The organism is Bacterioplanoides sp. (assembly GCF_965226395.1).
Lineage (GTDB): Bacteria > Pseudomonadota > Gammaproteobacteria > Pseudomonadales > Oceanobacteraceae > Bacterioplanoides.
Map to the genome: position 1 here is coordinate 584,027 of NZ_OZ245358.1, position 26,737 is coordinate 610,763.

Annotated in this window: 23 protein-coding genes; 11 read left to right on the forward strand and 12 right to left on the reverse strand. The window is 46.7% G+C overall.

Annotated elements, in window-relative coordinates; translation table 11 throughout:
* Positions 1-30: 30 nt before the first annotated feature.
* A complete protein-coding gene (locus ACO05E_RS02650) occupies positions 31-1,338 on the reverse strand; it encodes a DUF4124 domain-containing protein (RefSeq protein ID WP_419811452.1) in 1,308 nt (435 codons plus the stop codon).
* A gap of 14 nt (positions 1,339-1,352) precedes the next feature.
* Positions 1,353-3,698, reverse strand: a complete 2,346-nt coding sequence (locus tag ACO05E_RS02655) for an ATP-dependent helicase (protein WP_419811453.1) — start codon at positions 3,696-3,698, stop codon at positions 1,353-1,355.
* Positions 3,699-3,824: 126 nt separating this feature from the next.
* On the opposite strand from ACO05E_RS02655, the gene ACO05E_RS02660 reads away from it, so the two are divergent.
* From ACO05E_RS02660 to ACO05E_RS02680, 5 genes are all read left to right on the forward strand, one after another.
* Positions 3,825-5,153, forward strand: a complete 1,329-nt coding sequence (locus ACO05E_RS02660) for a protein kinase (protein ID WP_419811454.1) — start codon at positions 3,825-3,827, stop codon at positions 5,151-5,153.
* A 130-nt stretch (positions 5,154-5,283) separates the two neighbouring features.
* Entirely contained in the window at positions 5,284-6,360 is a 1,077-nt protein-coding gene (locus ACO05E_RS02665) for an HlyD family secretion protein (protein ID WP_419811455.1), read from the forward strand.
* 9 nt (positions 6,361-6,369) lie between these two features.
* Positions 6,370-7,410 carry an FUSC family protein gene (locus ACO05E_RS02670; protein WP_419811456.1) on the forward strand — a complete coding sequence of 347 codons (1,041 nt, stop codon included), beginning with the start codon at positions 6,370-6,372 and terminating at the stop codon, positions 7,408-7,410.
* A 177-nt stretch (positions 7,411-7,587) separates the two neighbouring features.
* Positions 7,588-8,130, forward strand: coding sequence for a (2Fe-2S)-binding protein (locus ACO05E_RS02675; protein WP_419811457.1), 543 nt, complete (start codon positions 7,588-7,590; stop codon positions 8,128-8,130).
* Complete coding sequence (locus tag ACO05E_RS02680; protein WP_419811458.1) at positions 8,127-10,400, forward strand: molybdopterin cofactor-binding domain-containing protein; 2,274 nt, start codon at positions 8,127-8,129, stop codon at positions 10,398-10,400. The genes ACO05E_RS02675 and ACO05E_RS02680 overlap by 4 nt, the downstream gene beginning before the upstream one ends.
* 65 nt (positions 10,401-10,465) lie before the next feature.
* On the opposite strand, the gene ACO05E_RS02685 is transcribed toward ACO05E_RS02680, so the two are convergent.
* Positions 10,466-11,602 carry a hypothetical protein gene (locus ACO05E_RS02685; RefSeq protein WP_419811459.1) on the reverse strand — a complete coding sequence of 379 codons (1,137 nt, stop codon included), beginning with the start codon at positions 11,600-11,602 and terminating at the stop codon, positions 10,466-10,468.
* 290 nt (positions 11,603-11,892) lie between these two features.
* On the opposite strand from ACO05E_RS02685, the gene ACO05E_RS02690 reads away from it, so the two are divergent.
* Positions 11,893-14,070 carry an adenosylcobalamin-dependent ribonucleoside-diphosphate reductase gene (locus tag ACO05E_RS02690; RefSeq protein WP_419811460.1) on the forward strand — a complete coding sequence of 726 codons (2,178 nt, stop codon included), beginning with the start codon at positions 11,893-11,895 and terminating at the stop codon, positions 14,068-14,070.
* 28 nt (positions 14,071-14,098) lie between these two features.
* Positions 14,099-14,530: a hypothetical protein gene (locus ACO05E_RS02695; protein ID WP_419811461.1), complete on the forward strand. Its 432-nt coding sequence runs from the start codon at positions 14,099-14,101 to the stop codon at positions 14,528-14,530.
* 81 nt (positions 14,531-14,611) lie between these two features.
* Here ACO05E_RS02695 and ACO05E_RS02700 read toward each other — a convergent pair whose 3' ends face one another.
* From ACO05E_RS02700 to ACO05E_RS02730, 7 genes are all read right to left on the reverse strand, one after another.
* Positions 14,612-15,865: a hypothetical protein gene (locus ACO05E_RS02700; RefSeq protein ID WP_419811462.1), complete on the reverse strand. Its 1,254-nt coding sequence runs from the start codon at positions 15,863-15,865 to the stop codon at positions 14,612-14,614.
* A gap of 64 nt (positions 15,866-15,929) precedes the next feature.
* Positions 15,930-16,733: an outer membrane lipoprotein-sorting protein gene (locus ACO05E_RS02705; protein WP_419811463.1), complete on the reverse strand. Its 804-nt coding sequence runs from the start codon at positions 16,731-16,733 to the stop codon at positions 15,930-15,932.
* A gap of 25 nt (positions 16,734-16,758) precedes the next feature.
* Entirely contained in the window at positions 16,759-19,095 is a 2,337-nt protein-coding gene (locus ACO05E_RS02710) for an efflux RND transporter permease subunit (RefSeq protein WP_419811464.1), read from the reverse strand.
* Between the two features lie 30 nt (positions 19,096-19,125).
* Complete coding sequence (locus ACO05E_RS02715; RefSeq protein WP_419811465.1) at positions 19,126-19,866, reverse strand: TetR/AcrR family transcriptional regulator; 741 nt, start codon at positions 19,864-19,866, stop codon at positions 19,126-19,128.
* Positions 19,867-20,085: 219 nt separating this feature from the next.
* The gene (locus ACO05E_RS02720; protein ID WP_419811466.1) at positions 20,086-20,445 is read right to left on the reverse strand and encodes a hypothetical protein; all 360 of its coding nucleotides are present in this window, start codon (positions 20,443-20,445) and stop codon (positions 20,086-20,088) included.
* 167 nt (positions 20,446-20,612) lie between these two features.
* The gene (locus tag ACO05E_RS02725) at positions 20,613-21,284 is read right to left on the reverse strand and encodes an SDR family oxidoreductase (RefSeq protein WP_419811467.1); all 672 of its coding nucleotides are present in this window, start codon (positions 21,282-21,284) and stop codon (positions 20,613-20,615) included.
* A 186-nt stretch (positions 21,285-21,470) separates the two neighbouring features.
* Positions 21,471-22,646, reverse strand: coding sequence for a fatty acid desaturase (locus ACO05E_RS02730; protein ID WP_419811468.1), 1,176 nt, complete (start codon positions 22,644-22,646; stop codon positions 21,471-21,473).
* A gap of 294 nt (positions 22,647-22,940) precedes the next feature.
* Between ACO05E_RS02730 and ACO05E_RS02735 the strand changes: the two genes are divergently transcribed.
* Positions 22,941-23,516 (forward strand): YceI family protein, encoded by a 576-nt coding sequence (locus ACO05E_RS02735; RefSeq protein ID WP_419811469.1) that lies wholly within the window; start codon positions 22,941-22,943, stop codon positions 23,514-23,516.
* A 41-nt stretch (positions 23,517-23,557) separates the two neighbouring features.
* On the opposite strand, the gene ACO05E_RS02740 is transcribed toward ACO05E_RS02735, so the two are convergent.
* Entirely contained in the window at positions 23,558-23,869 is a 312-nt protein-coding gene (locus tag ACO05E_RS02740; protein ID WP_419811470.1) for a tyrosine-type recombinase/integrase, read from the reverse strand.
* A 31-nt stretch (positions 23,870-23,900) separates the two neighbouring features.
* On the reverse strand, positions 23,901-24,326 hold the full coding sequence (locus ACO05E_RS02745; protein WP_419811471.1) for a phage integrase N-terminal SAM-like domain-containing protein: 426 nt from the start codon (positions 24,324-24,326) through the stop codon (positions 23,901-23,903).
* Between the two features lie 328 nt (positions 24,327-24,654).
* Here ACO05E_RS02745 and ACO05E_RS02750 point away from each other — a divergent pair, with 328 nt between their 5' ends.
* The 3 genes from ACO05E_RS02750 to ACO05E_RS02760 all read left to right on the forward strand — a co-directional run bounded on the left by ACO05E_RS02750 (position 24,655) and on the right by ACO05E_RS02760 (position 26,649).
* Positions 24,655-25,023: a DUF4279 domain-containing protein gene (locus ACO05E_RS02750; protein WP_419811472.1), complete on the forward strand. Its 369-nt coding sequence runs from the start codon at positions 24,655-24,657 to the stop codon at positions 25,021-25,023.
* A gap of 118 nt (positions 25,024-25,141) precedes the next feature.
* The gene (locus tag ACO05E_RS02755; protein WP_419811473.1) at positions 25,142-26,251 is read left to right on the forward strand and encodes a hypothetical protein; all 1,110 of its coding nucleotides are present in this window, start codon (positions 25,142-25,144) and stop codon (positions 26,249-26,251) included.
* Between the two features lie 146 nt (positions 26,252-26,397).
* On the forward strand, positions 26,398-26,649 hold the full coding sequence (locus ACO05E_RS02760) for a hypothetical protein (RefSeq protein WP_419811474.1): 252 nt from the start codon (positions 26,398-26,400) through the stop codon (positions 26,647-26,649).
* Positions 26,650-26,737: the final 88 nt, after the last annotated feature.

A 26,737-nucleotide genomic window follows, 5' to 3' on the forward strand; every position in this document is an offset into this window, starting at 1 on the left:
TCTCTCACACCTGAATTTCGCACTCACAATTTAATAATAATGAGTGCGAAATTCAGCGCCACTGAGCCATTGCTGATAGCGTTGTGCGGCAGCCGCTAAACCACCCGGATAAGCCTGGGCAAAAAATCGAGGGGCGTCATAAGCGCCACACGGGTTCTGAGCAAAATATCCCAACGTTTTTCTCAGCCATTGCTGCCCTGCTTTATGGCCTAATAAAAAATGCATCATAGCGGCAGACTGAGTGTAATTCTGCTGTTGATTCTCACCATTAAACTGCCGATGGCTCATGCCAACCATGGTCTTAAACTGATAAGGCGCTGCGTCAGCTGACAGCTGTTCAAAGGCGTACTGATCCGCCTCTATTTGCGCCGAACTGAGTTGCCAGCTCAGCTGCTCCAGATATTGTGCCACTCCTTCACTGATCCAGATCGGAGTGCTGCCTAACATGCCCAGCATCATGGCATGGGTCATTTCATGACGGGCGATACGCATGGTGGTCTGATGGTTTGGCTGCACCGCCAGAAATGCCTGGTTACGGCGGCCATCGTAATACGCCACCCACCCGGCATTCGCCTGTTGCTGCTGTTTATAGGCTTCAAACGTCGCCTGATTGCGGAAAATCACCAGATTCAGATTAATCTGACGCCACTGGGCTTTGGGGATATAACGCGTCAGAATCCGATACAATAACGACGCTTCTTTATGTAATTCACTCTCCAGCTGGCTATTGCCTTGCCAACCCTGAAATTCCAGGGTGAGCTTGATGCCCTGGGTTTGACGCCCGTAGGTTTTACTCAGGTTATGAGCATTATCCGACTGTGATCGCTCACCAAAATGTACCCGCCCGTTTTTGTCCGTCCAACGATAGATCGATTGTGGTTTTACATCGGTAATCTTCTGGGTTGGTGGTTTCACACATTGGCTGCTGGGGTGCAACCCAGTGTTAACAAAAGTACGGTTAGCAAAAGCACGCTTGCCAGGGTTTTCTTCTGCTGTCTCCGGCTGTTTATGATTCACGTTAGAAGGAATTAAGTGGCTGTGTGCTGGACTAGGCGCGGTAGAGGTGTTGATTGTGTCACGCTCCGTTACTGCTTCTGAGGTCGCGGTAAGTGGCGGAGGAGTCAAAATTAACTCCAATAACTGCGGAGTAATAAATTGGCTTTGCTGTAATTCCAGATAATCCGCCAGCCAGGGTCGTGGGCTGATTTCTAACCAATAGCGGCGTTGCTCCGGTGTGCTGTTGTACCAGAACAATTCCGTAGCAACGATGATCAGTAGCAAAGAGAGGCTCATGCCCCACAAGCGGTTAACCAGCCAGCGTCCTGCTTTTTTTATCATGCGATCACTTCCCGTTAACTGTCATATTGTAAAAAATCAGCGGCTTTTTCCCGATCGAAGGTTCTGAGTTTAGCTTCATGATCAAAGCGCACCTTCAGATAGCGCTCATCTTCCGACAAAATATAACCACCACCAAATACCTGATGATGCACTCGTTGCTGCTTCTCCGGCTCCGGGTATTTACGATCAATAATATAGTCGGCCGGATTGTGATGAGCAGAATATGATTGTGATGTTTTCGCTAACTTTGATTCAGACAAGGTTAATTTAAGTGGCGACCCAACAGCCTGTAAATAATCCATCAGCCAATGTGCACAAGCAGATTCCAGCACCAGTTCATCTTTGTTATCGGTAATCGCCCGGGCAACCTTCTGACTGTGTTCGATAGAAGCCTGCCGCTGAAAACGACTGATTTTTTCCTGAGGATTATTTTTGTCTTTTTGTTTACGAATATCCTGGGCCGGTGTCAGTAAATGCAGGGTATTTTTTGCCCGGGTCATGGCCACATACAATAACCGCCGTTCACTTTCTTCACTGGCCTGAGTGGTAAATTCCCCTTCCGGGTTATACGGGAAATAATGCGCATTGAGTCCAGGGATAATCACCACCGGCCATTCCAGCCCTTTGCTTTTATGAATGGAGGTAAGATGTACCCCGGTATTATTCTCCTGCTGTAAACGCTGTTGTTTCAGTTCCAGCAAATAGTCGTGTGCCTGCTTAGCTACTTGTTGGCTGTCACGAATAAAGGCCACAAAGGCTTTAATGGTTTGCTGACGATCTTCGATTTGTTGGGCAGAAAAAGCACTGTCTTCAATACCCTGGTACAAATCCGTCTGATCAATATAATCCTGAATAATACGGTAGGCCGACGTATTAATATATTCGGCGTTGGCAATAACAGCCGCTCGATCTTCCAGCTGATCCCGTTGCCATTTCGACAGCTCGCTGGGAATGGCAGCAACAAAGGCTTCGCCATAATCTTTATCAACCAGAGCCAGTTGTTTAGCAATTTTCTCCAACACACTGCGTTTAATTTTAGGATACGGCGTGGTCAGAATATGCAGCCAGGCTTGCTCACGTTGTGGCACTTCACGCTGCGAAAATTTCCCTGCGGCGATTTCCAGCAACAGCCAGAAAATATGCAGCTCCCAACGATCCAATACCGATAACGAATTATGTAATTGATAGGGGATTTTCTTTTGTAATAAACCCAATTCAATCGGGGCACATAAAGCCCATAAGCGGTTAATCACCACAATATCTTCCAGTGGCCGGGACTCCGCTTCGCTCTGAATCAACTTTAAAATCAGTGCTGCTTCGTGTCGCGCGGCGTGCAACTGGCTACGACTGGCTGACGTATTGGCATGGGATAAACACAATACCGGCTCACGTTCCTGATTATGGCTGATCAGATGATTAGCCAGTAAGGAAATTTCATGGCCATAACGAAAGGTATGGGGTAATTCGTAACGGGTTACCGCTTCACCGGCAGCAGAGCGGAAGCGCTGGTCAAACTGTTCAACAATAAATCCCGGTTTAGAGCCACGGAATTCATAAATGGTCTGATCCGGATCACCAATCACCATTACCGAACCACGGCCACCGTATAACAGCTCCAGCAAGTATTGCTGAATTTCATTAATATCCTGATATTCATCCACCAGAATCCATTGCATATGCCCACCAAACTGGTGCGCGGCATCCGGATTAGCGCGGAAAAACATCACCGGATCATAAATCATGTCATTAAAACTGATACGGCCCTGCTGTTTACGCCACTGTTCAAACTGTGCAAAACAGTCGATAAAAATGCGGCACGCCGGTGGAAAATCCAATGTTTCAAACACATCCTGAGCCGACATTAACCCCGCCTTTACCAGATCAATAAAGGCCATGGCGGGTTCAACCCATTTTTTCTTTTGCGACAGAATTTCCTGACGAGTATCGTCATCTGCCAGCTGTTGCAATAACCGCCAGACCACATTTTCGGTTTCGCCATCCGACAACAATTTCTGCTGGAATGCTGGCAGTTGTCCTTGCTGAATCAGGCGCTGATAAATACGCAGCCCCAGCGAGTGAAACGTGCGCACCTCAGGTAACGGCTGATTGGGTAATAAAGACCGCAGCTTGGCTTCAAAATCCAGCTGAGCTGCCTTGTTGTACATCATCACCAAGATGCGCCGGGGTTGCGCGCCATCCTGTAAACGCGCCGCAATAAAATGCGTCAGGGTGGTGGTTTTACCGGCACCAGCAACCGCAATCACCTTGGCATGACCCTGCTGATGCTGAACCACGGCCTGTTGTTCTGGCGTTAGTTCTGCGGTTAGTTGCGCATCGGTGTGTGTTTCGGATGTATTCAAAGTCGCCCCTCATTGATCAGGCCTATTCTAGCGGAAAGCGCCCATTACCTAAATCGCTCAATCTGCCTTATCATGGCGGCTTTCTTGATAAAACTTTCTCGATAATAGTAGGTAAACAAGGCAACCATGAAACGTCTCCAGATCCAACAACAGTTAACCGAGTTTCCACGCGAGGTCTTTGATCATGCTGACACACTGGAAATTCTGGATCTGGGCAATAACCAGTTATCGGATTTACCCGATGACTTTGCACGCCTGAAAAAATTAAAAATCCTGTTTTTAACCAATAACCACTTTACTCATATTCCTGCGGTACTGGCCCAGTGTCCGGTGCTGGAAATGATTGCCTTTAAAGATAACCAGTTAACCGAATTTGCCGAAAACAGCATTCCGGAGCACACTCGCTGGTTGATTCTGACCGGCAACCAGCTGACGAAGCTGCCTGATTCCATGGGCAAGCTGTATCGTTTGCAGAAGCTGGCGCTGGCCGGTAATCAGTTAACTGCGTTGCCCGACTCTATGGCGGCCTGTCATCAGCTGGAACTGATCCGGCTGTCGGCCAACCGGTTTCAGCAGTTGCCGGACTGGTTATTTGAGCTGCCGCGTCTGAGCTGGCTGGCGTTTGCCGGCAACCCTTTTTCCAGCTCGGTATTTACCGGGATTGAGCACCAGTCTAAAACCGTGCCTTTTGTACACCTGAGTGATCTGGAACTGGATGAAAAACTGGGGGAAGGTGCTTCCGGTACTATTTATCGTGGTCACTGGAAACAAGCCCATGAACATCTGGGTGAACCCGACATTGCGGTAAAATTATTCAAAGGTAATGTCACCAGCGACGGTTACCCACAAGACGAACTGGATTGTTGTTTAGACGCAGGTCATCATCCACACATCGTAAAAACTATTGGTGAAATCAAAGACCCGGCGATCCCTGCAACTCCAACAGCCCCAGAAAAACCCGAGCAATTGGGCATTGTGATGGAGTTAATTCCAGCCGGTTATCACAATTTAGGCAACCCACCGGATTTTGATAGCTGCAGTCGTGATACCTTTGCTGAAGGTGTGGCGTTTAGTGGCGGACAAATCGCTAAAATCATTTCAGACTTTGCCAGTGCTGCACATCATCTGCATCAACAAGGCGTCAGCCACGGCGATTTATACGCCCATAACACCTTAGTAAATGATCAGGATGAGATTCTGCTCGGCGACTTTGGTGCCGCCTCCGATTGCAAAACACTGCCTGCTAATCAGCGCAACAATATGGAAAAAATTGAAGTACGGGCACTCGGTTGTTTACTAGATGATTTATTAACCCTGCCCGCCAATCAGCTGAACGCTCAGGATAATTTGGTCCAGATACTGATGTCGTTAAGAGATCAGTGTTGTGTCGAGCAATTGGCTCAGCGTCCAGGGTTTGCCAGCATTCAGCAATTCATCCGGCCGTTAATCGACTAAACAGCCTGTTGTTGCATATACACGATAATCTGTTGCTGGAATCAACATAGGGCAAGTCGTCATTTTGCTGCATAAATAGGCTAAACTGAGCGGTCTGAGAAGACGACTCTGATGCCTGAGATACATTAATATGAGCAACTCGAACCTGAGCGCTAAAAAACTTTCCCTGACTATTTTTTCGTTATTTTTACTGGTGCTGTTCTGGCATGTAGTGACCGACCGGATGGCACCGTCGTCGTCACGTGGTGCTGTTAAAGCTTATGTGACTCAGTTATCGCCTAAGGTTGCCGGTCAGGTGACTCAGGTATTTGTACACGATGGTGACATGGTTGCTCCCGGGCAGCCTTTGTTTGCATTGGACGACCGGGTGTATCAGCTGGCGGTAAAACAAGCCGAGAATCAGCTGGCCAGTGCGATTAAATCCACCAAAGCCAACTCTGCTGCCATTTTGTCGTCTCAGGCATCGGTTAACGAAGCGCTGGTGAATCTTGAAAATATTAAAACCTCCACCAGCCGTACCCTGGCACTGGCGCGCCGTAATTTATTATCGTCCGCTCGTGCTGACGACGCCAAAGCGGAATTAAAAGCGGCACAGGCTTCTTATGAAAAAGCCAAAGCGTCGCTGGAAAGTGCCATTCTGGCCTTAGGAGCCGATGACGATCGCAACCTGGAAGTACAGGCCTCACGCCTGGCGCTGGAGAAAGCTCAGCTGGATCTGGAATACGCCACCGTCACCGCACCAACACAAGGAGTCATCACCAACCTCAGCCTGGCCATTGGCCAGTACGTTGCTCCTAAAAATCCGGCATTAACCTTTATTGATTCACGCGGCGCCTGGATATCCGTTGATTTACGTGAAAACCAGTTAGGCAATGTCAGTGTTGGCGATAAAGTGGATATTGCTTATGACGCAGTGCCCGGTGAAATTTTTAAGGGTGAAGTAAAAGCCATTGCCTGGGGTATTGACCCGGGTCGTAGCAGTGCCAACGGCTTACAGAAAAATCCCTCCTTTACTCAATGGTTTGAACCTGCACGAAAAATTCCGGTGCATATTGAATTAACCGGTGGTATGGAGCAATGGCCTGAAGCGGCTAAAGCCGGTGGTAAAGTGAACGCGTTAATTTATGCCGAAGGTGATTCCAACATCGTTGCCTGGATCTCCGGCATTATTTTTTGCATCCAGTCCTATATCTCTTATTTGTATTAAGAGTCCAAGATGTATATTGCTCCCCGCCCAAAAACCAGCGACGACCCCTATTTTGCCTTACGGCTGGCATTGGCCAGCAGTTTATCGCTGATGGTTGGTTTATTGATTGATTCTGATCTGTTACTGATGATGCCGGTACTGATCATCAGTTTAATGGGCGGTATGCGCAAAGCTTTTGATGTTAAAAAATCTGTTTCCAGCCCAATTTTAATTATTGTGCTGATTTCTGCTTTTTATTGGCTGTTATCTTATTTACACGTCAGGCCCATTCTGACCTTATTAGTGGTGTTTTATATTGCCGCACTGGCGTATTACATCACCTTAAAAAATGGCAGCCCACTGGGCATGATTATTCTGATTGCCATTGTCATGATGTCGGTGTCCGGCGCAAAATCTACCCTGGCATTGGCTTTTATACACACAGCCATGGTTGAAGCAGCCATCACCACTTTTGTGTTAATTCCACTGCTGTATTGGCTATTACCCACCCGGGCAACCGAACCTCTGCCTGAAGAATATCAGCCGGATTCACACGGTTATTTATTGGAGCGTGCGGTGTTACGCGCGGCGGTATTAATGGCGTTATTGGGATGGATGTACACCTTGCTGGATCAGTCCAATATTACGCTGGTGATTACCGCGGTATTTACCCTGATGTTTCCGTGCAAAGAACACCAGTTTGAAGAAGCCCGGGAGCGCAGTTATGCCACTCTGGTAGGAGGTGGACTTGCTTTGGTTATTCTCACCGTATTTGGCTTTATTGGCCATTTATCGGTGTTATTTCTCCTGACATTAATTGCCGGTATTTTTTTGGCTAATCGTATGATCAGCGGCAAAAAACCACCCATGGTGTACCAGTTTACCTTATCGGTGATGATGGCTTTGGTATGTGGATCCTTAAATGATCAGTCACCCGTCTACCTCACAACTCTGCGTATTATTATGACGATTGTAGGTACATTAGGTGCGGTATTTTTATACGCCACCCTGGAAAGACTACTGATTAAAGATGCGGCTATTACCGCGCATCAGGCCAAAAACCCGGATTAAACCAACTAATTCCACTGCTGCAACAATCTATTCTTTAAAAAGAGAACGATATAATCAGGTTTTCTTTGACCCATACTGCGGCTGATCCTACCCTATTACTCACAATAAAATGACAACAATGACGCATGGCTTCGATCCATGCGGATATAACCGAGATTTCCTGCTGAGGTAAGAACCATGATCAAGCTGACGATTAATGGCAAGGAGCGCCGTTTTGACGGCGATCCAAGCACACCACTGCTGTGGTATTTACGCGATGAACTCAACCTGACCGGCACCAAGTACGGCTGTGGCATGGCGTTGTGTGGCGCCTGCACCATTCATGTGGATGGCAATGCTCAACGTGCCTGTATTTTACCCTTGGGTGATGTGAGTGGCAGCAGCATCACCACCATCGAAGGCTTAAGCAAAGACGGCGATCACCCGCTACAGCAAGCCTGGGTTGAGCATCAGGTGCCTCAGTGTGGTTTTTGCCAGTGTGGCCAGATTATGCAGGCTGCCAGTCTGCTGGACAGCAACCCAACGCCCAACGACGATGAAATTGTTTCGGCCATGGCGGGAAATATCTGTCGTTGTGGTACTTACCCACGTATTCATAAAGCCATTAAATCCGCCGCAAAGAATATTGCCGCCGCAGGTGGTGTACAAACCTTTGATCCGGCTCAGATGGCCAGCAGCCCTTCTCAGATGACCAATAGCAAAGAAGGAGGTGCCGCATGAGCCGCTTTTTTGATTTAAACCGTCGTCAGTTTCTGAAATCCAGCCTATCCACCACTGCAGCACTGATTGTTGGTAGCCATTTTATGGGCGCTGCACCACGGGTTCAGGCAGGTGTGTTAAGTGCCTCAGCAGCCGATGCAAAAGCAGCCAATTTATTTGTTGCCCTGCGCCCCGATGGCAAAGTAGAAATTACCTGTCACCGTTCAGAAATGGGCCAGCATGTGCGTACTGCATTAGCTCAGATTGTTGCTGATGAAATGGAAGCCGCCTGGGACAGTGTGGTTGTTATCCAGGCCAAAGGGGATCCGGCGTATGGCGACCAGAATACCGATGGTTCGCGCAGTATTCGTTTTAATCTGCAACGTCTGCGGGAAATGGGTGCCAGCGTACGTTACATGCTGGAACAGGCAGCAGCCAAACACTGGGGTGTAGACGCCGCCAGCTGTAACGCAGAACAAGGTCAGGTGATTCACAGCTCGGGCAAAACCCTGTCGTTTGCTGAATTAGCCGAACAAGCGGTTGCTATCACACCACCAGCTGCCGATAGCCTGACACTGAAAAAACGCAGCGAATGGCGTTACATCAATACCGGCATGGCACATGTGGATCTGCACGATATTGTTACCGGTAAGGCGCATTACGCCGCTGACGTTCGTGACTCACATACCGCTATGCCAGAAGCCAAAGTGGCAGTGATTGAACGCCCTCCGGTTGTGGGTGGCAAAATCAAAACACTGGATGACAAAGCGGCCCGTAAAGTGCCGGGGGTGATTGCTGTAATTACCCTGCCAACACCGGAAGGTGCACCCATGTTTTTGCCCAAAGGTGGTGTAGCCGTTATTGCAGAAAATACCTGGGCCGCCCTGCAGGGCCGTAAAGCGTTAACCATACAATGGGATGATGGCGCTAACCAAGCTTACCAGTCTGATCAGTTTAAACAGGATTTATTAAAAACCGTTAATCAGCCTCAGGCACACGTGCGTGAAGTGGGCGATGCCAGCAGCGTGTTAGCCAAAGCCAAAGACGTGCATAAAGCTGATTATTATATGCCACACCTGACACAAGCGCCGATGGAGCCACCTTGTGCCACGGCCATGTATTATCCGGATCGGGTTGATGTCTGGTCGGCGACACAAAACCCACAAGCCGATATGGATATTGTGGCAGCCATGGTGGGCATGGATAAGTCGAAAATTAACGTTAACGTCACCTTATTAGGCGGCGCGTTTGGCCGTAAATCCAAACCGGATTTCTCCGCCGAAGCGGCGTTTTTATCGATGAAAAGTGGCCTGCCAATTCGTGTGCAATGGACTCGTGAAGACGATATCCAGCACAGCTATTACCACGCGGTATCCGCGCAGCACGTAGAAGCCTCGCTCAGCGACAACGGCGATGTAGAAGCTTATTTGCACCGCACGGCGTTCAGCCCAATTGCCTCCACCTTTGCCGCTGGCGCTAAAGCACCAATGAGTTTTGAGATGGATTTAGGTTTTACCGATAACCCGATTCATACACCGAACTTAAAACTGGAACGTGGTGAAGCACCGGCCATGACCCGCATTGGCTGGATGCGTTCGGTATCAAATAATTTCCACGCTTTTGCGGTGCAATCGTTTATTAACGAATTAGCCCATAAAGCCGGACAAGATCCTAAAGACTATTTATTAAAAGCCATTGGCCCGGACCGGATTATCGACGTTACGACTCAGGGGGCAGAATACCTGAACTACTGGAGTGATAAATCCGTTTACCCACTGGATACCGCACGCTTACGCAAAGCGGTGGAAAAAGTGGCGGAAATCTCTGGCTGGGGACGTAAGTTGCCCAAAGGTCGTGGCTTAGGTATTGCCGCTCATCGTAGCTTCTTAACCTATATTGCCACCGTGGTCGAGGTAGAAGTATCTGACAAAGGCGACCTGAAGATTATTAAATCCTGGGTTTCCATTGATGCAGGTACCGTTGTGAATACCGACACTGTAATTAACCAGACTCAGGGGGGTTCCATTTATGGTATTACCAATGCTATGAGTGGTGGTATCACCTTTAAAGATGGCCGTGTGCAACAAAGTAACTTCCACGATTATCAGGTGCCACGGATTACCGATGTACCGTTAGAGGTTGAAGTGGCTATTATCGAAAGTGATGAGCCGCCAGCTGGTGTTGGTGAACCGGCCACCCCGGTTTATGCGCCAGCATTATGTAATGCAATTTATGCTGCCTGTGGTAAACGTATTCGTGAACTGCCAGTTGCGGATCAATTAAAAAGCTAAGACCAAAACTGATATCAAGAACAAGCGGCTGTCAATACAGCCGCTTGTCTGGTTATTTCAGCGATTTAATCAACCGTTAAATCAAACCCACCTAAGTGATAACTCACCCCATTTAATAATGCCCGCACGCTATGATGGCCGGAATAATGTTTCCGGGTACTCATGTTTTTTAGCGAGACTTTTTTAGAAAACTCCTGAGATTGTTGTGCCTCCAGCACCACGGTTTTTAATTTAAAAACCTTAGCCCGGGTTTGGCCATTAGCTTTCACATAATCAATTGCACAATCCACCAATAAAGGTTGTGGCTCTGATTTCAGATTGCTAACCCGGAACGTCAGCGTTAGTGAATCTCCCTGTACTGCCTTCTGTGGCGAAATATCCACAACCTGAATATCTACCTCAATATCCGGGCCGTACCCTAATACCGCCAGCGCCTGAGGCTCTGCCCGTTTAATCGCAGAGCGTAACGCATGATTCACCAGCCAGCGTCGATTGTTATCCGCTTCTTCTAAACGGTTATCCGCTCCTTCCAACCAGCGGCTACAGGTGTCACATAACAGGGCCAGGTTGTCTTTACCAATGTCATTGAGGTTATTGGCAACTGAGCGGCGAACATACAGTGAGCTATCGTCTTTGAGGCATTCCAGCAAGGCCAGAACCGCCAACGGATCTTGTTTAAAGGGTTTTAGTGCGATGCCCCAGGGCAGTCGTGGTCGTGTGCCTTCTGAAATCAAACGACGTACATGTTCACTAGGGTCTGATAGCCAGTCTTTTAATTGCGCCAGAATTAACTCCGGATACTTCAGCAGAAACGGCCGGATACAGAACTCTGCGGTAAAACGCTGGGTTAACTGATACATCGCTGCCATGGATTCCTGAGGGTATTCCAGACCGTATTCACTGATATAAAAGCTATGCGGTAAATAATAAAAAGACGACATACCAAAACTGCGGCTATCCGTTAGTTTAGGTCCCATGGAGCGCACCAGAATATCCACCGCCTGTGGATAATCGTCTGGCAAATAGTTAGATAAAACCACAGCAAGATGTTTGCCACGTGGCATCAATTCCAGTTCATCAAACCCTACAATCGCCTGCTGAATAAATGATTCAGCTGGAAAACCGGCATCAATGTTTCTTATTTGTTGCGCCAGCCAGTGAATAACTTCATGACCATATTGGTCTTTTAACGCTTCAGCCACAATGCCGTCCTTTATTATCCAATCTGATGATTTTTATCAGTCTGAATACGCTTGTGCAAGCGGTTTAAGATTGCCGGAAAATTGCCGTTTCAGTAATGCCGCCAGAGTTCTGACTTTAAGTATTTTTTATGAAATGCCAGTAAAAAATCATTTTTAATTGGAAAAACAATCCATTACCTCTAATTAAATAGCATTAATAAATTATAAAAATCGATAAAAATACATTGGCATTTATCGTGCTCACAGTTGTTATTCAAAAATTTTTCAGGATTTCCCAGCAGGAGCATCTTATGAATGATCAAGTGTTAATTAATTCAACAGAACCATCGATTACTGAGCGTAATAATAAAACCGGCCAATATCAGGTACCGCTGCAAGATGCTTCGGTCGATATCTGGGAACAGAAATATTGCCTCAAAGACAGACAGGGAATGGTTCTGGAGCCGGATATTCAACACACCTTTGAGCGGGTTGCCCTTGCTATTGCCGAAGTAGAAAAAACACCGCAGTTACAGCAGCAATGGCTGCCACAATTTCGTTGGGCGCTGGAGCATGGTGCTGTTCCAGCCGGGCGTATTATTGCCAATGCCGGAGTGACACAACATAAAGCCGCTGCCTCAACGGTGAATACTACGGTATCCGATCATCTGGAAGATTCGATGAGCCAGGTATTGGCCAAGGTTCAGGAAGCGGGCCTGACGTTAAAATCCGGTGCGGGTATTGGTTATGAATTTTCCACCTTACGGCCACGGGGCAGCTTTGTTCACGGCAGTGGTGCCGAATCGGCCGGGCCACTGGCGATTATGGATATTTTCGATAAGGTGTGTGCCAATGTTTCCTGTGCCGGTGGTAAACGGGGAGCACAAATGGCCACGCTGGATGTCAGCCATCCGGATGTGCTGGAGTTTATTAAAGCCAAACGTGAAGACGGTCGCTTGCGCCATTTTAATTTGTCGTTATTGATTACCGATGAATTTATGAATGCCGTTGCCAGCGATAGTGAATGGCCGTTGGTATTTCCGATCAGCCAACAAGAACAACAAAGTCAGCCGCTGGATCTGGCCGACCCACAACATATCATCTGGAAATACTGGCCTGTGGAAGATGATTATTTTTACAACGAATATGGTGAAGTCGCCTGCCGTATTTACCGTACTATTTCGGCCAAAACCCTGTGGAATGTGATTATGACGTCCACTTACGACTACGCCGAACCCGGTTTTATTCTGATTGACCGGGTTAACGATATGAACAACAACTGGTTTTGTGAAAACATCCGTGCCACCAATTCTTGTGGTGAGCAGCCACTACCGGCTTATGGCGGTTGTTTATTAGGCTCGGTTAACCTGACTCGTTTTATTGATAATCCGTTTACAGCTGAAGCTTCTTTTAACTGGTCGTTATTTAAAGAAGTGGTCAGTATTTTTACCCGAATGCTGGACAATGTGGTGAATATTAATGGCTTACCATTATCGGCTCAGGAACACGAGTTATTACGCAAACGCCGCCATGGTATGGGATACCTGGGCTTAGGCTCGGCCATTACCATGCTGGGCATGAAATACGGTGATGCAGAATCTCAGGGCTTTACCGAAGAAGTCACCCGACAAATGGCTCTAATTGGCTGGCAGCAGGCATTGGAGCTGGCAAAAGAAAAAGGGGCAGCGCCGGTCATGGAAGAGATATTTACCCTGACAGCCGAACATTTTGCACAACGCCCGGAGTTAAAAAAAGATGGCTATCAGATCGGTGATACCTTGCCCGGTAAAGTATTACACGCTAAATACAGCCGTTATATGCAACGTATTCGGGAACAGGCACCCGAGCTGGTTGATGAACTGGCAAAAACCGGGGCGCGCTTTACTCACCATATGTCGATTGCCCCTACCGGCACCATCAGTCTGTCGTTGGGCAACAACGTCAGCAATGGTATCGAGCCAAGCTTTGCTCATCACTATGCCCGCAACATTATTAAACCGGGTCGTAAAACCAAAGAAAAAGTGGATGTTTTTTCTTATGAATTATTGGCCTATCGTGCTTTGGTCAACCCAAACGCCATGCCTTTTGACGAACAACACACCTTACCGGAATATTTTATTACCTCCGACAGTGTGACCCCGAAACAGCACGTTAATATTCAGGCTGCCGCACAAAAATGGGTGGATTCGGCTATTTCAAAAACCGCCAATGTCCCTACCGATTTCCCGTTTGAAGACTTTAAAGGCATTTATCGCTATGCCTATGAACAAGGATTAAAAGGCTGCACTACCTTCCGTTTTAACCCGGAAGTATTTCAGGGCGTATTGGTCAAAGAAGAAGATCTGGAAAATACCCGCTATCGCTTTACCTTAAACAATGGTGACGTGGTTGAGGTTAAAGGTAACGACATGGTTGAGTACGAAGGTGAAATCCATAGTGCAGCTAATTTGTATGATGCACTAAAAGAAGGCTATTACGGCAAGCTTTAAGCGACGGATTAGGTTAAGGAGAAACAGAATGACGATTAAAATTAACAATGGCATCGTTAAGTTTGAACTGGTCGATCAACAAGCTGATGAGAAACCAACAGCTAGCCAGCACCAGGAAATGCCAACACGCCCTGCGGTATTAAACGGAAAGACCTATGAAATTTATAACCAACAACAGACCACTTTTATCACCATTAATGATCAGTTGATGGCTGATGGTCAACAACGGCCGTATGAAATCCTGATCAATACCACTCATGCTCAGGATTACAGCGGCTTAACGGCCATTGCCCGGTTAAGTAGTCGGTTATTACAACAAGGAGTTAAACTTGCGGATATCGCCGATCAGCTGGGTGATATTTTTGATCCAACCGGTGGATTTAACGAAGCGTCTGGAGAGGCTTATAGTTCACTGATTGCGGCCATTGCTCAGCGATTAAAGCAGCATCAGGCGGAGTAGTATTTTTAACCAAAGCAGTAACTTCAGAACAAAAAATTCCCCACGATATCGTGGGGAATTTTTTTAGGGGGGTAGGGTTTATTAGTAGTAATAATACAGAGAAACCTGTACATAATCGTCCTGAACAAAACGGTAACTCAGGTTCTCTGGTGTTGCTGAATGAAACAACAAGCCTTCAACATTCAGCTTAATACTGTCACCTAACCGGGTTTCGGCTTCCAGCAATAAACTGCGAGTGGCCTGGTCATCCAGATCCTGACTCACACCAAACAACACTTCCGTTGATTCAGCATCATTTAACGTCAACCGCCCTCCCATAAATACATCGTTCTGACCCAACACCTGAGTGGCATCATCACGTGAGTCGTACTGATATTCGGTTAGCGCTCCCAGATCCCAGCCAGTTTCTACCAGATCATAAAAGGTATACTCAAAGCCTCCGGTTAAAGCAGTAAAGCTCTCGGCCTCAACCCCCAGGTTACCGTAATCTGATTCAATTTTATCTTCATCAAAACTGCGGTAAATGGTTTCTAATTTCCATAACCAGGAATCCAGCGTGGCTTGTAGGTCAAACCCCACCTGATCTATCAGAACATATAAGGGTGTCAGACTGTCGGGCTGGAAGGTTTCATCCAACTGGGGCACAAAAAAAGGATCACGACTAGTGCCTTTAAAATAAGACAAACCTAAATCGTAATCACCTAAGGTGTGTGCCCAACGAAGGGCCACATCAATATGCTGCTCTTCCTCAGATGACTGATACAAAGCATCGTCAGTATCAATGTCCAGAGGCAGACGAAAACGGCCGTCTTCTCCGGCAAAGGTACGCTCACGAAAGCCAGGCAGGATAAAGGCATCAATTAAGCCCCAATCCCGTATCAGAGACAGCTTTATCATTGGCTGCCCCAGCTTTTCTTCACCATCCGGCGCTTCGACAAAATCAGTCTGGTTGACGATATCCACCAGATGCTGAGATTCGGTCACGCCCCAGAACACTTTGCTGATACCGGCTTTTAATTCCCAGTCATCACCATACGTCAACCAGGAAGCTTCCCGAATATCCGCATGGCTGCGTTCATCGTCTTCACTGTCTAAACGACCAAAGGCTTTAAACACCAACTGGTGTTTGCCATCTTCCGTCTCCCAGGCAAACTCAGGCTCAGCACTGATGCTGAACTGATGGCGTGCCTGTTCAACGTCGTTATTATTGTATTGTCCGGCATTGGGAAACTCACGCCACTCAGCGCCCACATTACCACTGATATCCACCGCCATCGCTGTACTGACTACGGATGTCAGAATAAACCAGGCCGACAGTTTATTCGTTAATGTCATTCTGCAACCTCATTCCTCTAAGCTCACTGCTGTAACTTTTTATAATATCGGTGCTGAAAAACGATTAACGTGCACGTTTCAGCGTGGCTTTATTAAAGTCGGAGTCTTTTAATCCGGTTTTAAATTCCAACGTCAGAGTTTTCAGGTCGGTGCTTTTTTTAGTCTGATGATTCACCATCGACATCAGTAGCGGACGCCAGTACTGATCCAAATATTGCTGATAATCACTGAAGGTTAAGGTTTTTAACAATGACTTTTTACGATCATAAAACTCCACTTTCTGTGCCCGGAACTCGGCTTTATCTAACCAGACAACCTGACGGGTGTAACCGGAATATTTATCGGTTGGGATCTGTTCAATTTTATAACAGTCCAGGCCGTTTACGGTTTCTTCACCCAGGAAGGTAAATTGATATTTCTCCAGTTCAAAAGAACTCAGATCTTCGTAAGAAAATTCACTGCCCATAAAAGGGCCTGACTTGTTACGTGATGCAATCCGTTTTACTCGCTTTAACGCCGGTAAATACAACCATTGATCATCTGCGGTATTAATATGAGAGAAACTCAGAAATGCCGTGCCTTTAACATCACGGGGCTTATCAAAAATGGTTAAGCCTTTATCACCATCATCATTAATTTCCAGATTTTTGATGCGCATTTCGCGAATACTTTCTTCTCCCTGAGAGTTGCGCAACGTCATAATCACACTGGATTGTGAGTCCTGCCAACCCAAATCACGCTGCTTACGCTCTGCCGCAATCGCATAACCCTGCTCTTGTGGGGACTTTCCGGCAAGTTCTAATGCCTGAGACACAGAGGCTGTCATAATCAGCAAGGCCATGCTGGCCAGTGGTTTTATTAATTTCATGGTCAGTATCCTGTTTATTATTAACTTATGAATGAGAAATAGATTCGCCGGAGCTTGTTTCAGAAGAGCTTGCTGCAGAAGATAGTTCGCGTTTATCGGCCACCAACAAAAAGGCCGGTAAAAACAGAAAATCCACCAGTAATGCAATAAAGATAATCAGCGCAGTCGCCAGCCCCATATCAGCATTCATACGGAATGCCGATAACGTCAGCAGTGAGAAGCCAACACATAATACCAGCGTGGTAATTACCAGAGCACGGCCAACGCTGGAGAAGGCATAACGAATCGCCGCTTCGGTATCACGGCCATCAACCCGGGCGCGTTGATATTTGGATAAAAAGTGCACGGTATCATCAACGATAATGCCCAGTGTCATCGACACCACAATGGATAACCCCAGATTAATTTCTCCGGAGATTAAAGCCCAGACACCAAAACCAACCGCCGCTGGCATCACATTAGGAATCAGGCTGATTGCCCCTAAACGGGTCGATTTTAATGCAAACACCAACAAGGCAGAGATCAGGAACATCGCTACCACCATGCTGATAATCATACTGTTCATATTGGTTTCACCAATGTGCGAAAACATCAGTGTTGGCCCGGAGCCAGCCAGACGGTAATCCGGTGCATGAGTGTCGAACCATTGTAATGCCCGCTGTTCCAGTTCAACGTATTCTTTGCTACCGAGGTTTTTCAGCGTGCTGACAATTTGCGTGGACGACTTATCAATATTCAACTGGTTATTTAAATCCAGACCATAGGGCAGCGACATCTCATACATCAGCAGATATTGCGCCGTTAATTCACGCTCGCCGGGCAGACGATAGTAAGATTCATCATCCGCATTCATGCTTTTATTCAGGCGTTTGATGGTATCGGAGATGGTGGCGACATGATCAACTTCCGGTTGCTGGCGTAACCAGTTACTGAAATCTTCAACCGTCTGTAAAAAATCCGGATCACTGATGCCATTGCTCTGATCACTGTACAGCGCCCAGTTAATGCTCGACATGCCGGAAATTAATTCTTCCTGTTTATCCACCGACTGACGGAAGGTTGTGGATGGATCAAAATATTTGGTGGCTTCATCATTTAACTGGTTTTGTGGCACCAGTGCGGCAAAGCCAAACATCACCACACCGGTAACAGGCAATAAGGCTTTATGGTGTTTCACCACCCAATCTCCAAACCTCTCCATGCCACCCTGATGCTCCGGGGCCACCGCCACTTTAATCGGTAAGATTCGTAATAATGCCGGTAAAATTGTGACCGAAAAGACAAACGCCAGCATCACACCAATCGCACATAGTTCACCAAAGTCGGCTAATACCGGAGACTCTGAAAACATCAGGGTAATAAAACCAATGGCGGTTGTCGCGCTGGTAATAAAGACCGGCATTAAATTCAGCTCCATGGCAAAGGCAACCGCCTCTTCGCGTGATTTACCCTGGCGCATTGCAAATTGAGTCGAGGCAACAATATGCACACAATCTGCCACGGCTAATGTCATCACCACAATGGGCACATTAATGGTGGCGGTGGATAAAAAGTAGCCCAGCCAGCCGCTCAGCCCCATAGTGGAAGCAATGGTTAATAAAATCACCACTAATGTCGACAACATGCCAAGCAGGCTGCGCAGTAACACCGCCAGCATCAGAATAATCGCCAGGAACATCAAAGGAATCAGTGTGGTCAGATCTTTTTGCGCTTCTGTCGCAAAGCTGTAATTCATCAGAATAACGCCGGTGTGATAAAAATCGGCGGTTTGGTATTTCTCTGAAAACTGTTCGGTCAGCTGTTTGGTGAACTCAGTAATTTCGATCACTTCCAGCGTGTTATTTTCTTTGTCCGGCAGTTGTACAGTGATATTTATCACGGCTACCTGACCGTTTTCAGACACCAGACGGTTAACTAATAACGGCTCAGTCGTCGATACTTGCTGTGCACGATCAAGCACTGGCGGGCTGATCATATCCAGTTCAAGAATCAGATCTTCAACAATTAAATCGTCTTCTTCGGCCCAGGTGTGCTGATAATTACTGATGGAATCAACCCGGTTTGAATAAGGTATCTGCCAGGCTTCATCGGTCAGCTCTTTGATTTGCGCCATCATGTCGGCCGCAAACACCGTGCCTTCTTTGGGCACGACAATGATGGAAACATTGTCATTTTTATTAAATAGCCGCTGCATTTCTTCAAAGGCAACCAGCTGTGGAAAATCCTTTTCAAAAAACACCTTATAATCACCACGAAAATGCAGGTTTTTAGCCCCCAAAGTCGCAGCAACACCTAATAGCAGCACCATTAAAATGGTCAGCCAGGGATGACGGATGATGGCATTCAGCCAGAGTTGTTTCATGAGTATTCCTCCTGAAAATCAGTGGGTTCTTTAATTTTCTGATGGCTGGTTAATTGTTGGCTGATGGCCGGTTAATTGTTGAAAGTGCTGAGCAATGCGCTGCCAGCTGGCGTTGTAATCCCATTCATAAGACAGCGGCTGCCATCCCATCCCATCTAATAACAAACTGATATTATTGAGCAGTAACGACGAGGACTCTAAACGTGAAATAGCCGTGGCATCAGCGGCAGAATGCGCCAGCGCCAGGCTACCAAACGACATTGCCCAACTGGCAAAGGTCAGGGTTTCCACCGTAACAGGGCGGCTGATTTTTCCCTGCTCCAGCGCCTGGCGAAACATTGAATCACTGGCGTTATTCACCCGCTCCTCCAGCTCATCCAGCACAGCGTTACGCTTATCGGAGGTGTTTTCCCGCACTCCGGGAGCTTTTCCCACCAGCACAACCTGAAACAGAGTTGGGTTTATCTGAGAATATAATTGATGGGCAAAATGCAGCGCCAGTGCCTGTTCGCGTAACTCACCTTCAAAACGAAAGGCCAGGGCAAATAAGGCCAACATAGAGGACATTGCCCGGCAACACAGGGCGCTGACACAATCTTCTTTACTGCAGAAATGGTTATAAATAGTACCTTTGGAATACGGCGAGCGGGCAGTGAGTTTTTCCAGTGTCAGCGAATTAAGGCCCTGCTCAGCGAGAATATCGATGGCCAGATCGAGTAACTCTTCTTCGCGGGCGAGGCGCTTCTGTTCGGCTTTGGTGAGTTCTGTCATACCTGATTCCTGCTTGAATCAGGCCGTCATTTCCGTAAAGGATGATTAGAATTATAAAAAAATGACGACCCGTCGTTTTTGACGAATCGTCACATTAGATCAAACTGTTGACGTCCAATAGTGCAAATCATGCCAAATTGTTATCAACTCAGCGAGTCTGGTGCAACAGTCTTTAACCTATATGCGGCTAATGCTACATCGGCGGCTATTCAGTGGTCGTTAGCCACAACAGCCTGAGTGGTCATCAAAGTCGATGGCCATATAAATAGAAGCACGCGGAAATTGTGCCGGATAAGCGATATAGTAGTGCGTGTTTTCTTCAATCGGCCACCAGCAGGCAGCAACACGTGGCACATCATCCAGATTCACACGCTCAATACAATATTGCAATTGCATATCCGCTGTTTCCGGAAAGCTTGCGGCAAAATACTCTGGGAAACCTTCCTGAGCCGTATCTAACTTATCTTCAATTTGTAGTTGCTGAAGCTTTTTCTTCCAGTTGTCGTCCTGACTGGCATCGACCAGAAAATCACCTAAATAATTGGTGTGACGCTTTTTAATAATTCGTTGGTTAGCCATATTTAAATCTGCACTTTTATTGAATTTTATCTTCACACAGCGCAATACGATGGTGTTTTAGCCGCCGTCCCGAAGGCACATCCATGTGCCTGCCGGACTACCGCAACATCCTGTTGCTGCTTTAAAACACCATCGTATTCGCTGCTACTATTTCGATTAAATTGATTTTACCAGGGCAATTGCTGGCCATTGGAATGCCAGAAGCCACCACTGTTTTCCAGCGTCAGCTCATCAATACGCTGCGCCAGTCCTTCTGCCGCTTGTGCCGGGGTAATATCACCATTAAAACCAACCATTCGGGTTTGTACAAAGCCCGGGTGCAACTGAGCAACGGCAATGCCCCGGGGTTTTAAATCCATCGCCAGGCTTTTACCCACGGCATTTAAAGCCGCCTTAGAAGCACGATAGCCGTAATAGGCACCGGAGGTATTATCTTCTAACGATCCCATACGACTGGTGATATTGGCAATTTTACTGCCCTCGCCCATTAACGGCAGTAACGCATGAGCAATCATCAGTGGCGCGATGGTGTTGACCTCAAACTGCTGACGAATCGTGTCAGCATCCATGTTATCGAGGGTTTCGTTCAAAAAGATACCGGCATTGTTAATCAGCACATCGATTTTGCCTTCCACCAGCTCCGCCAGAATGGTCTGCAAACCTTCTGGTGTTTGCTCATTGGTCACATCAATACCACTGATGGTCTGATCGGCAATATCTTCAATCTCATCACCCGCTTCGCGGCAGATGGCCGTTACCAGATCGCCACGAGCGGCATACAGCTTAGCCAGCTCCAGGCCAATACCCCGGTTAGCGCCGGTAATCACTACGTTTGCCATGTTTTTCTCCGCTTTGAGGATAGGTTGTGAGCGCACATAATAATGCAAAATGATCGTGATTGTTCAACAGCCGTTCGGCATCTGAATTAATCGTTAGCTGGATAAAAAAAGCCGCACAAAGTGCGGCTTAATCATCATTAGCAGGCGATAACCCTGACGTTACAGGGGCCAGGCCTTAAAAATGCTTTAAGAAGCAAATTGCGCGGTCATCAGTTTCAGGCGCTGTTGCTGCATCTTTAATGAATACTCCAGCTCTTTATAACGGGTACGCAGTGCAGCTTTTTCCCATTTTACCGCCAGCGAGCGCTTGGTCTCTTCATATTTCACCGCTTGCAACTCAGTCCATTCATTCAGCATCACTTTAAATTCATCGTATTCCTTCTCCAGCAGGGCTGCCCATTGCTCCAGCGTTGCCGGATCTTTGCTTTGGGCATTCGCCAGTTTTTCCTGAGCACGCTGGAACTGCATTTTCAGTTGCGCACGCTTGATCTTAAAGTCTGGCACCACTTTTAAATCCCAGGTCAGCCCCACCCAGGAGCAGGCTTTGATAAACCACTTGGTTGGGTCCCAGTGGAACCAACGAATGCCATTACGGTAATCGTTCTGAAAAATATGGTGGTAGTTGTGATAACCCTCACCGTGGGTCAGAAATGCAAAAAACGCATTGTCACGCGCGGTGTTTTTATCCGTGTAAGGCTGAGAACCCCATTTATGAGCAATGGAGTTAATAAAGAAGGTAATGTGATGCGCTACAACAATGCGCAGGAAACCCGCCAGCAACAGCATTCCCCAAATATCATCAAAAAGCACACCCAGTAGCAATGGCACACCGATGTTCATACCCAGAGCAATCGCCGCGTAGTACTTGTGCTGCCACACCACAATCGGGTCTTTCATCAGGTTCTTAACGTTATCGAAGTTCACTTCGCCACTTTTGTACTTACGCAGCATCCAGCCCATATGCGAGAACCACAAACCACGCTTAGCTGAGTACGGGTCACGTTCCACGTCATCACAATAGCGGTGATGCACACGATGGCCTGAGCTCCAGGATAAGATGCTGTTCTGAAAGGCCATCGCACCCCATAACGCGTACCAGATGCGCAAGCTCCAGTGCGCCTGATAAGCATTATGTGACCATAGACGATGGTAGCCGCCGGTAATCGCCATACCCGTCATCCAGGTAATAATCACACAAGCGACCCAGGCTGATGTCTCATAGCCATAGGCAATACCGTACCAAGGCACCAATGTCAGTGACACCAGCGTGGTCACACTGAACATAATCACCGGAATCCAGTTCAGCGGTGCTTGTTCGGATTCTGTGGTGCGATTTGGCAAGGTGTTTTTATCGTTATTCATCGAGATTCTCATAGCTGTTAAAAAGCGTGCGCGTATCATACCTGATTATGGGTTATTCAGCATGAGCCAGATCACTGCCCGATGCCTCTCCCGTTGATGTGTTCAGATTAGGCCAGTTTGATGACAGAGGGGTTGTACAACGGCAATATAAAGCTGACTTTTATGATTCTTTCCGCTTTGGCATGGCATATGTGCCAGTTTGCCAGCTTTGCGGGAGTTTATTTGCCGGGTTAGGGAACTTGTCGCCATAAAGTGGTCTGAACCCAAAAAACCGCTCTCCGGAGGATATAACCGATGCGCCTGAAACGCCTGATTTTACCGTTGCTGATTCTGTGTTCTGCCACCCATGCCGACTGGCAGCTGAACAATGCCCGCTCCGAACTCAGCTTTGTGGCGACCAAAGATGCCCGGGTTGCTGATAACCACTACTTTTCCCGCTTATCAGGCTCGGTGACTGATACCGGAGAAGCGGAACTGCTGATTGATACCGCATCGGTTGAAACCAATATCGCCATGCGTGACCGTCGCTTACGCGACATTCTGTTTCGCATTACCGACTTTCCTCAGGCCAAAGTCACCCTCTCCGTTCGCTCTGGGTTTCTGAAACCACAACCGGCTGGCACCGTGCGTTATACCGACGTGAATGCAAAACTGTTTCTGGTCGGCGCGACTCAGCTGCAAAAAGCCCGGCTGGCTATTTATTACCTGGCGGATGGCGCGGTCGAAGTCAGTACCATTGAACCTGTGCTGGTTGATAGCGAAGACTTTGGTTTATTACCTGCCGTGGATCAATTGCGGGAAATGGCCGGCTTAAAAAGCCTGACCATCAAGGTTCCTGTTTCCTTCCGACTGGTGTTTGAGCCGGTGTAAATAAAGAACGATTGGTGTTTGAGTCGGAGCAGATATAAAGACTAAGCCAATAAATCGAGCGGACTGGTAGTTCCGGCAAAATGCTGGCCTAACACATGGGCGTATATCTGAGTGGTGGAAACATCACTGTGACCTAACAGCTCTTGCACGGTACGAATATCTCGACCTGAACGCAATAATTCAGTTGCAAAGCTGTGTCTGAAGGTATGGCATGAAATTCGTTTGGATGACAAACCTGCATTTTTGACTGCTCGTTTTAATGCCTTTCTCACGACTGACATATCCAGATGATGACGGCACAGAACTCTCGTTGTAGGGTGATTGCACAGCCTACTGGAAGGAAAAATAAACATCCACGCAGACTCTCGATAAGCCGAAGGATATTTACGCCCTACATTCAGAAATTCTTAACCCTGAACCAAACAATAGAGAGAAAATCAGCCGCACTCTTGGCTCGCAGCATTTAAGAATCTGATTTACTTCCTGTGACGATATAACAATTGGCAGATGCCTGAGACGTGTGGCAAATGTGAAGCCAAGATCACCTAATGGCTGATTTAAATAGTTGTTATAAAGGAATGCTAACGCATTCAAAGCCACCTTCTGTGTGTTAATAGCAACATCACGTTGATTTGCCAGAAAGTTCAAAAACAGGATAACTTCGTCCGGCCCCATTGCAGAAGGATGCTGGAGCCGATGATAGCGAATATAAAACCGAATCCAGTAAACATAAGTGTTCTCTGTACGAATGCTATAGCCGTGAAGCCTCATGTACTGGCGAATTTCTGTCAAAAACTTACTCTTGGCCATACGCTTCTCCAAATGCAAGAAACACTGTTTAAAAATACAGTATAATTTTAGCTTTTCAAGCTATGACGGTGCAGTTTGTTTTCGTGCTTGCCCGCTTTCACCATTGGTGATAATTTAAACACCAGTAAAACCAATGGGTCACGAAAGTGGTTTACAAAATAGTAGGCATACCGTGGCCGAAATAGTGTGCGCGCACGCTTTTCTGGAAGGGAATTATCTTGCTAAGGAAGGTTTCAAAGTGAAATCAGTTGGTTACAGCCATAAGCTCGAAAAGTTCTCGCAAAGATATCAGGCACGCACACGAATAAACTGTTATACGTAAATTATTATGAGCCAGTCTGATAACTCTGTATTTGCCATTTATAGAGAAGGTAGCTTCGGATTTGAGGAAGTTTCTCAAACTCTAGAAATGATGCCAAATCGTGTATCTGTAGGCGGTGAAAAGAGAAGCAATACAGTTTGGAAGTTGTTTATTCCAGATAGTGCCCTAAATCTTGAGGACCAGCTAAGAAGCTGGATAAATCTTTTCGAGTATAAGGCTGACAAACTGCTAGAACTCAAGAAGAGTGGCTGGACAATAGATATAGATTGCCTAATTCAGCCAGAAAATGGAGCTGCTATAGCTTGCTTTGATCCTGAGTTACTTTGTCAATTGTCGAATTTACATGTAAACCTTATCATCAGGGTTTGGGAATAACTGCAACGTATAACAAAGCCAGCCACGATAGCCAGCAAGCTGGCGGACTCGCTTCACTCGCCCGTGCTGGCAGGCGTTATGCCTAAAACACAACATTAACCAGTTAGGATGAAAATATATGAAAAAAATAACCGCCAGTATTTTCCTGCTATTTATCACGCAGTTCTCGAACGCTGATGAATTTGGTCACTGCAATACACTTATTAACTACGGAATAACAAATATTACTAAGAAAATGACTTCTGATCACTCGGTTGCGTACAAGTGGCATAGTAATTGTGGTCAGGACTTCAACAGTGTAAGTGATAATTCAGTTCGTAAAGCGAGTATAAGCGTATTTGGTTATGGTAGCGGAGACGCTGACTCAAATACATCTCACATGCGTACTAGATTGAAGACATGGTGTAATAAAAACTCTGACTTTGCAGAATCTAGAAGTAATCTTTTTGAAGAAGCTAGAACAATTGGAAAGCCTGCGTTAGATGCATGGAACCAATGCCAAAAGACAGCTAAAAAAGGTATTGGCATTGATGTTTCAATTCAGGGTGAGAATGATGAATATGTAAACTTTACAATAGATTCGACATCAGATGGAGATCACCTGTTTTATGGTATTACTGCGCTTGGTTTTGGCTGTAAAGTAAATGGTAAGAATGGAGCTGGAGTTGAAACAACAAAAATTGATACGGGTGATGGCGGAAACCTGTTGATGACTAAAAAATCAATAAAAATTGATAATAAGAATATACATATAAACTGTGTCAGAAAAAAACCTACTATAACTGTGGTCAAAGGGGTCGGCGAAATTTTATATGAACAAGGTCATATCAGTGTCATGACTAGTGGCCCGGCACTGCCGATCACAATTCCTTCTGTGGAAAAAACATACTATGTAACTCCTCCTGAGACAGTAATTGCATTTGCTTCGAAAGAGTGTCCCAAAGGATGGACAGATTACTCAAAAGCTGATGATAGATTTATTCTAGGAAGCTCTGCCACAAATCCTCTGTACAAAACAGGTGGACGAAAAGACATTCCCACTGATGGTAATCATAGTCACAGCACCGGAGGAATACGAGACGGAGGCTGGGAACCGTCGGGTCATCAAAGACAAAGCAGCAGTAACAGAAATCACAGTCATGGCACAAATTCAACTGGAAATCACAATCATGGAAACAACAATATGCCTCCTTATATTGCCTTAAAATATTGCAAGCGCTCTCGTTAATTTATTATTCGGTATGCATAACAAAGCGGTCAAGCCTGACGGCTATTCCGTCGCTTGTTTATGTGGCAGTCGCTATGCTGCCACAACACAATCAACTACATAGCCGCAGCTTACCGCGGCGTTATGAGTTCTGAAGGATTATGAATATGGAAATTTGGCATTTGGTTGTTCTAGCCATATTAGCTTTGAATATTATCGTTTCAGTTTTCATAGCAAGAAGAGACGATTTAGATACGTTTCAAAAAACAGCTCAGATCGTTATTGTTTGGCTTATTCCACTTATCGCCGCCATCGGCCTATGGTTGTTTCACCGAGGTAATGACGATAATTCTTCTGGCGGTGACCCTATCGGGGGCGGGCCTAGCGATAGCATCGGGGTCCAAGCTAGTAATGATTAAGTCGAATCTCATAACAAGGCCAGCCAATTCGCCAGTGATCTTTCCCCGATAAAACGGACACCGAAATCTAATTAAGATTGAGGTGTCC

Excerpts from the sequence above, each read along its gene's own strand:
- ACO05E_RS02710 (WP_419811464.1), bottom strand. The coding sequence starts at position 19,095 with ATGAAACAACTCTGGCTGAATGCCATCATCCGTCATCCCTGGCTGACC.
- ACO05E_RS02680 (WP_419811458.1), top strand. The coding sequence starts at position 8,127 with ATGAGCCGCTTTTTTGATTTAAACCGTCGTCAGTTTCTGAAATCCAGC.
- ACO05E_RS02660 (WP_419811454.1), top strand. The coding sequence starts at position 3,825 with ATGAAACGTCTCCAGATCCAACAACAGTTAACCGAGTTTCCACGCGAG.
- ACO05E_RS02725 (WP_419811467.1), bottom strand. The coding sequence starts at position 21,284 with ATGGCAAACGTAGTGATTACCGGCGCTAACCGGGGTATTGGCCTGGAG.
- ACO05E_RS02755 (WP_419811473.1), top strand. The coding sequence starts at position 25,142 with ATGAAAAAAATAACCGCCAGTATTTTCCTGCTATTTATCACGCAGTTC.
- ACO05E_RS02670 (WP_419811456.1), top strand. The coding sequence starts at position 6,370 with ATGTATATTGCTCCCCGCCCAAAAACCAGCGACGACCCCTATTTTGCC.
- ACO05E_RS02690 (WP_419811460.1), top strand. The coding sequence starts at position 11,893 with ATGAATGATCAAGTGTTAATTAATTCAACAGAACCATCGATTACTGAG.
- ACO05E_RS02695 (WP_419811461.1), top strand. The coding sequence starts at position 14,099 with ATGACGATTAAAATTAACAATGGCATCGTTAAGTTTGAACTGGTCGAT.
- ACO05E_RS02720 (WP_419811466.1), bottom strand. The coding sequence starts at position 20,445 with ATGGCTAACCAACGAATTATTAAAAAGCGTCACACCAATTATTTAGGT.
- ACO05E_RS02715 (WP_419811465.1), bottom strand. The coding sequence starts at position 19,866 with ATGACAGAACTCACCAAAGCCGAACAGAAGCGCCTCGCCCGCGAAGAA.
- ACO05E_RS02650 (WP_419811452.1), bottom strand. The coding sequence starts at position 1,338 with ATGATAAAAAAAGCAGGACGCTGGCTGGTTAACCGCTTGTGGGGCATG.
- ACO05E_RS02730 (WP_419811468.1), bottom strand. The coding sequence starts at position 22,646 with ATGAATAACGATAAAAACACCTTGCCAAATCGCACCACAGAATCCGAA.
- ACO05E_RS02760 (WP_419811474.1), top strand. The coding sequence starts at position 26,398 with ATGGAAATTTGGCATTTGGTTGTTCTAGCCATATTAGCTTTGAATATT.
- ACO05E_RS02705 (WP_419811463.1), bottom strand. The coding sequence starts at position 16,733 with ATGAAATTAATAAAACCACTGGCCAGCATGGCCTTGCTGATTATGACA.
- ACO05E_RS02750 (WP_419811472.1), top strand. The coding sequence starts at position 24,655 with ATGAGCCAGTCTGATAACTCTGTATTTGCCATTTATAGAGAAGGTAGC.
- ACO05E_RS02700 (WP_419811462.1), bottom strand. The coding sequence starts at position 15,865 with ATGACATTAACGAATAAACTGTCGGCCTGGTTTATTCTGACATCCGTA.
- ACO05E_RS02740 (WP_419811470.1), bottom strand. The coding sequence starts at position 23,869 with ATGTTTATTTTTCCTTCCAGTAGGCTGTGCAATCACCCTACAACGAGA.
- ACO05E_RS02745 (WP_419811471.1), bottom strand. The coding sequence starts at position 24,326 with ATGGCCAAGAGTAAGTTTTTGACAGAAATTCGCCAGTACATGAGGCTT.
- ACO05E_RS02735 (WP_419811469.1), top strand. The coding sequence starts at position 22,941 with ATGCGCCTGAAACGCCTGATTTTACCGTTGCTGATTCTGTGTTCTGCC.
- ACO05E_RS02665 (WP_419811455.1), top strand. The coding sequence starts at position 5,284 with ATGAGCAACTCGAACCTGAGCGCTAAAAAACTTTCCCTGACTATTTTT.
- ACO05E_RS02675 (WP_419811457.1), top strand. The coding sequence starts at position 7,588 with ATGATCAAGCTGACGATTAATGGCAAGGAGCGCCGTTTTGACGGCGAT.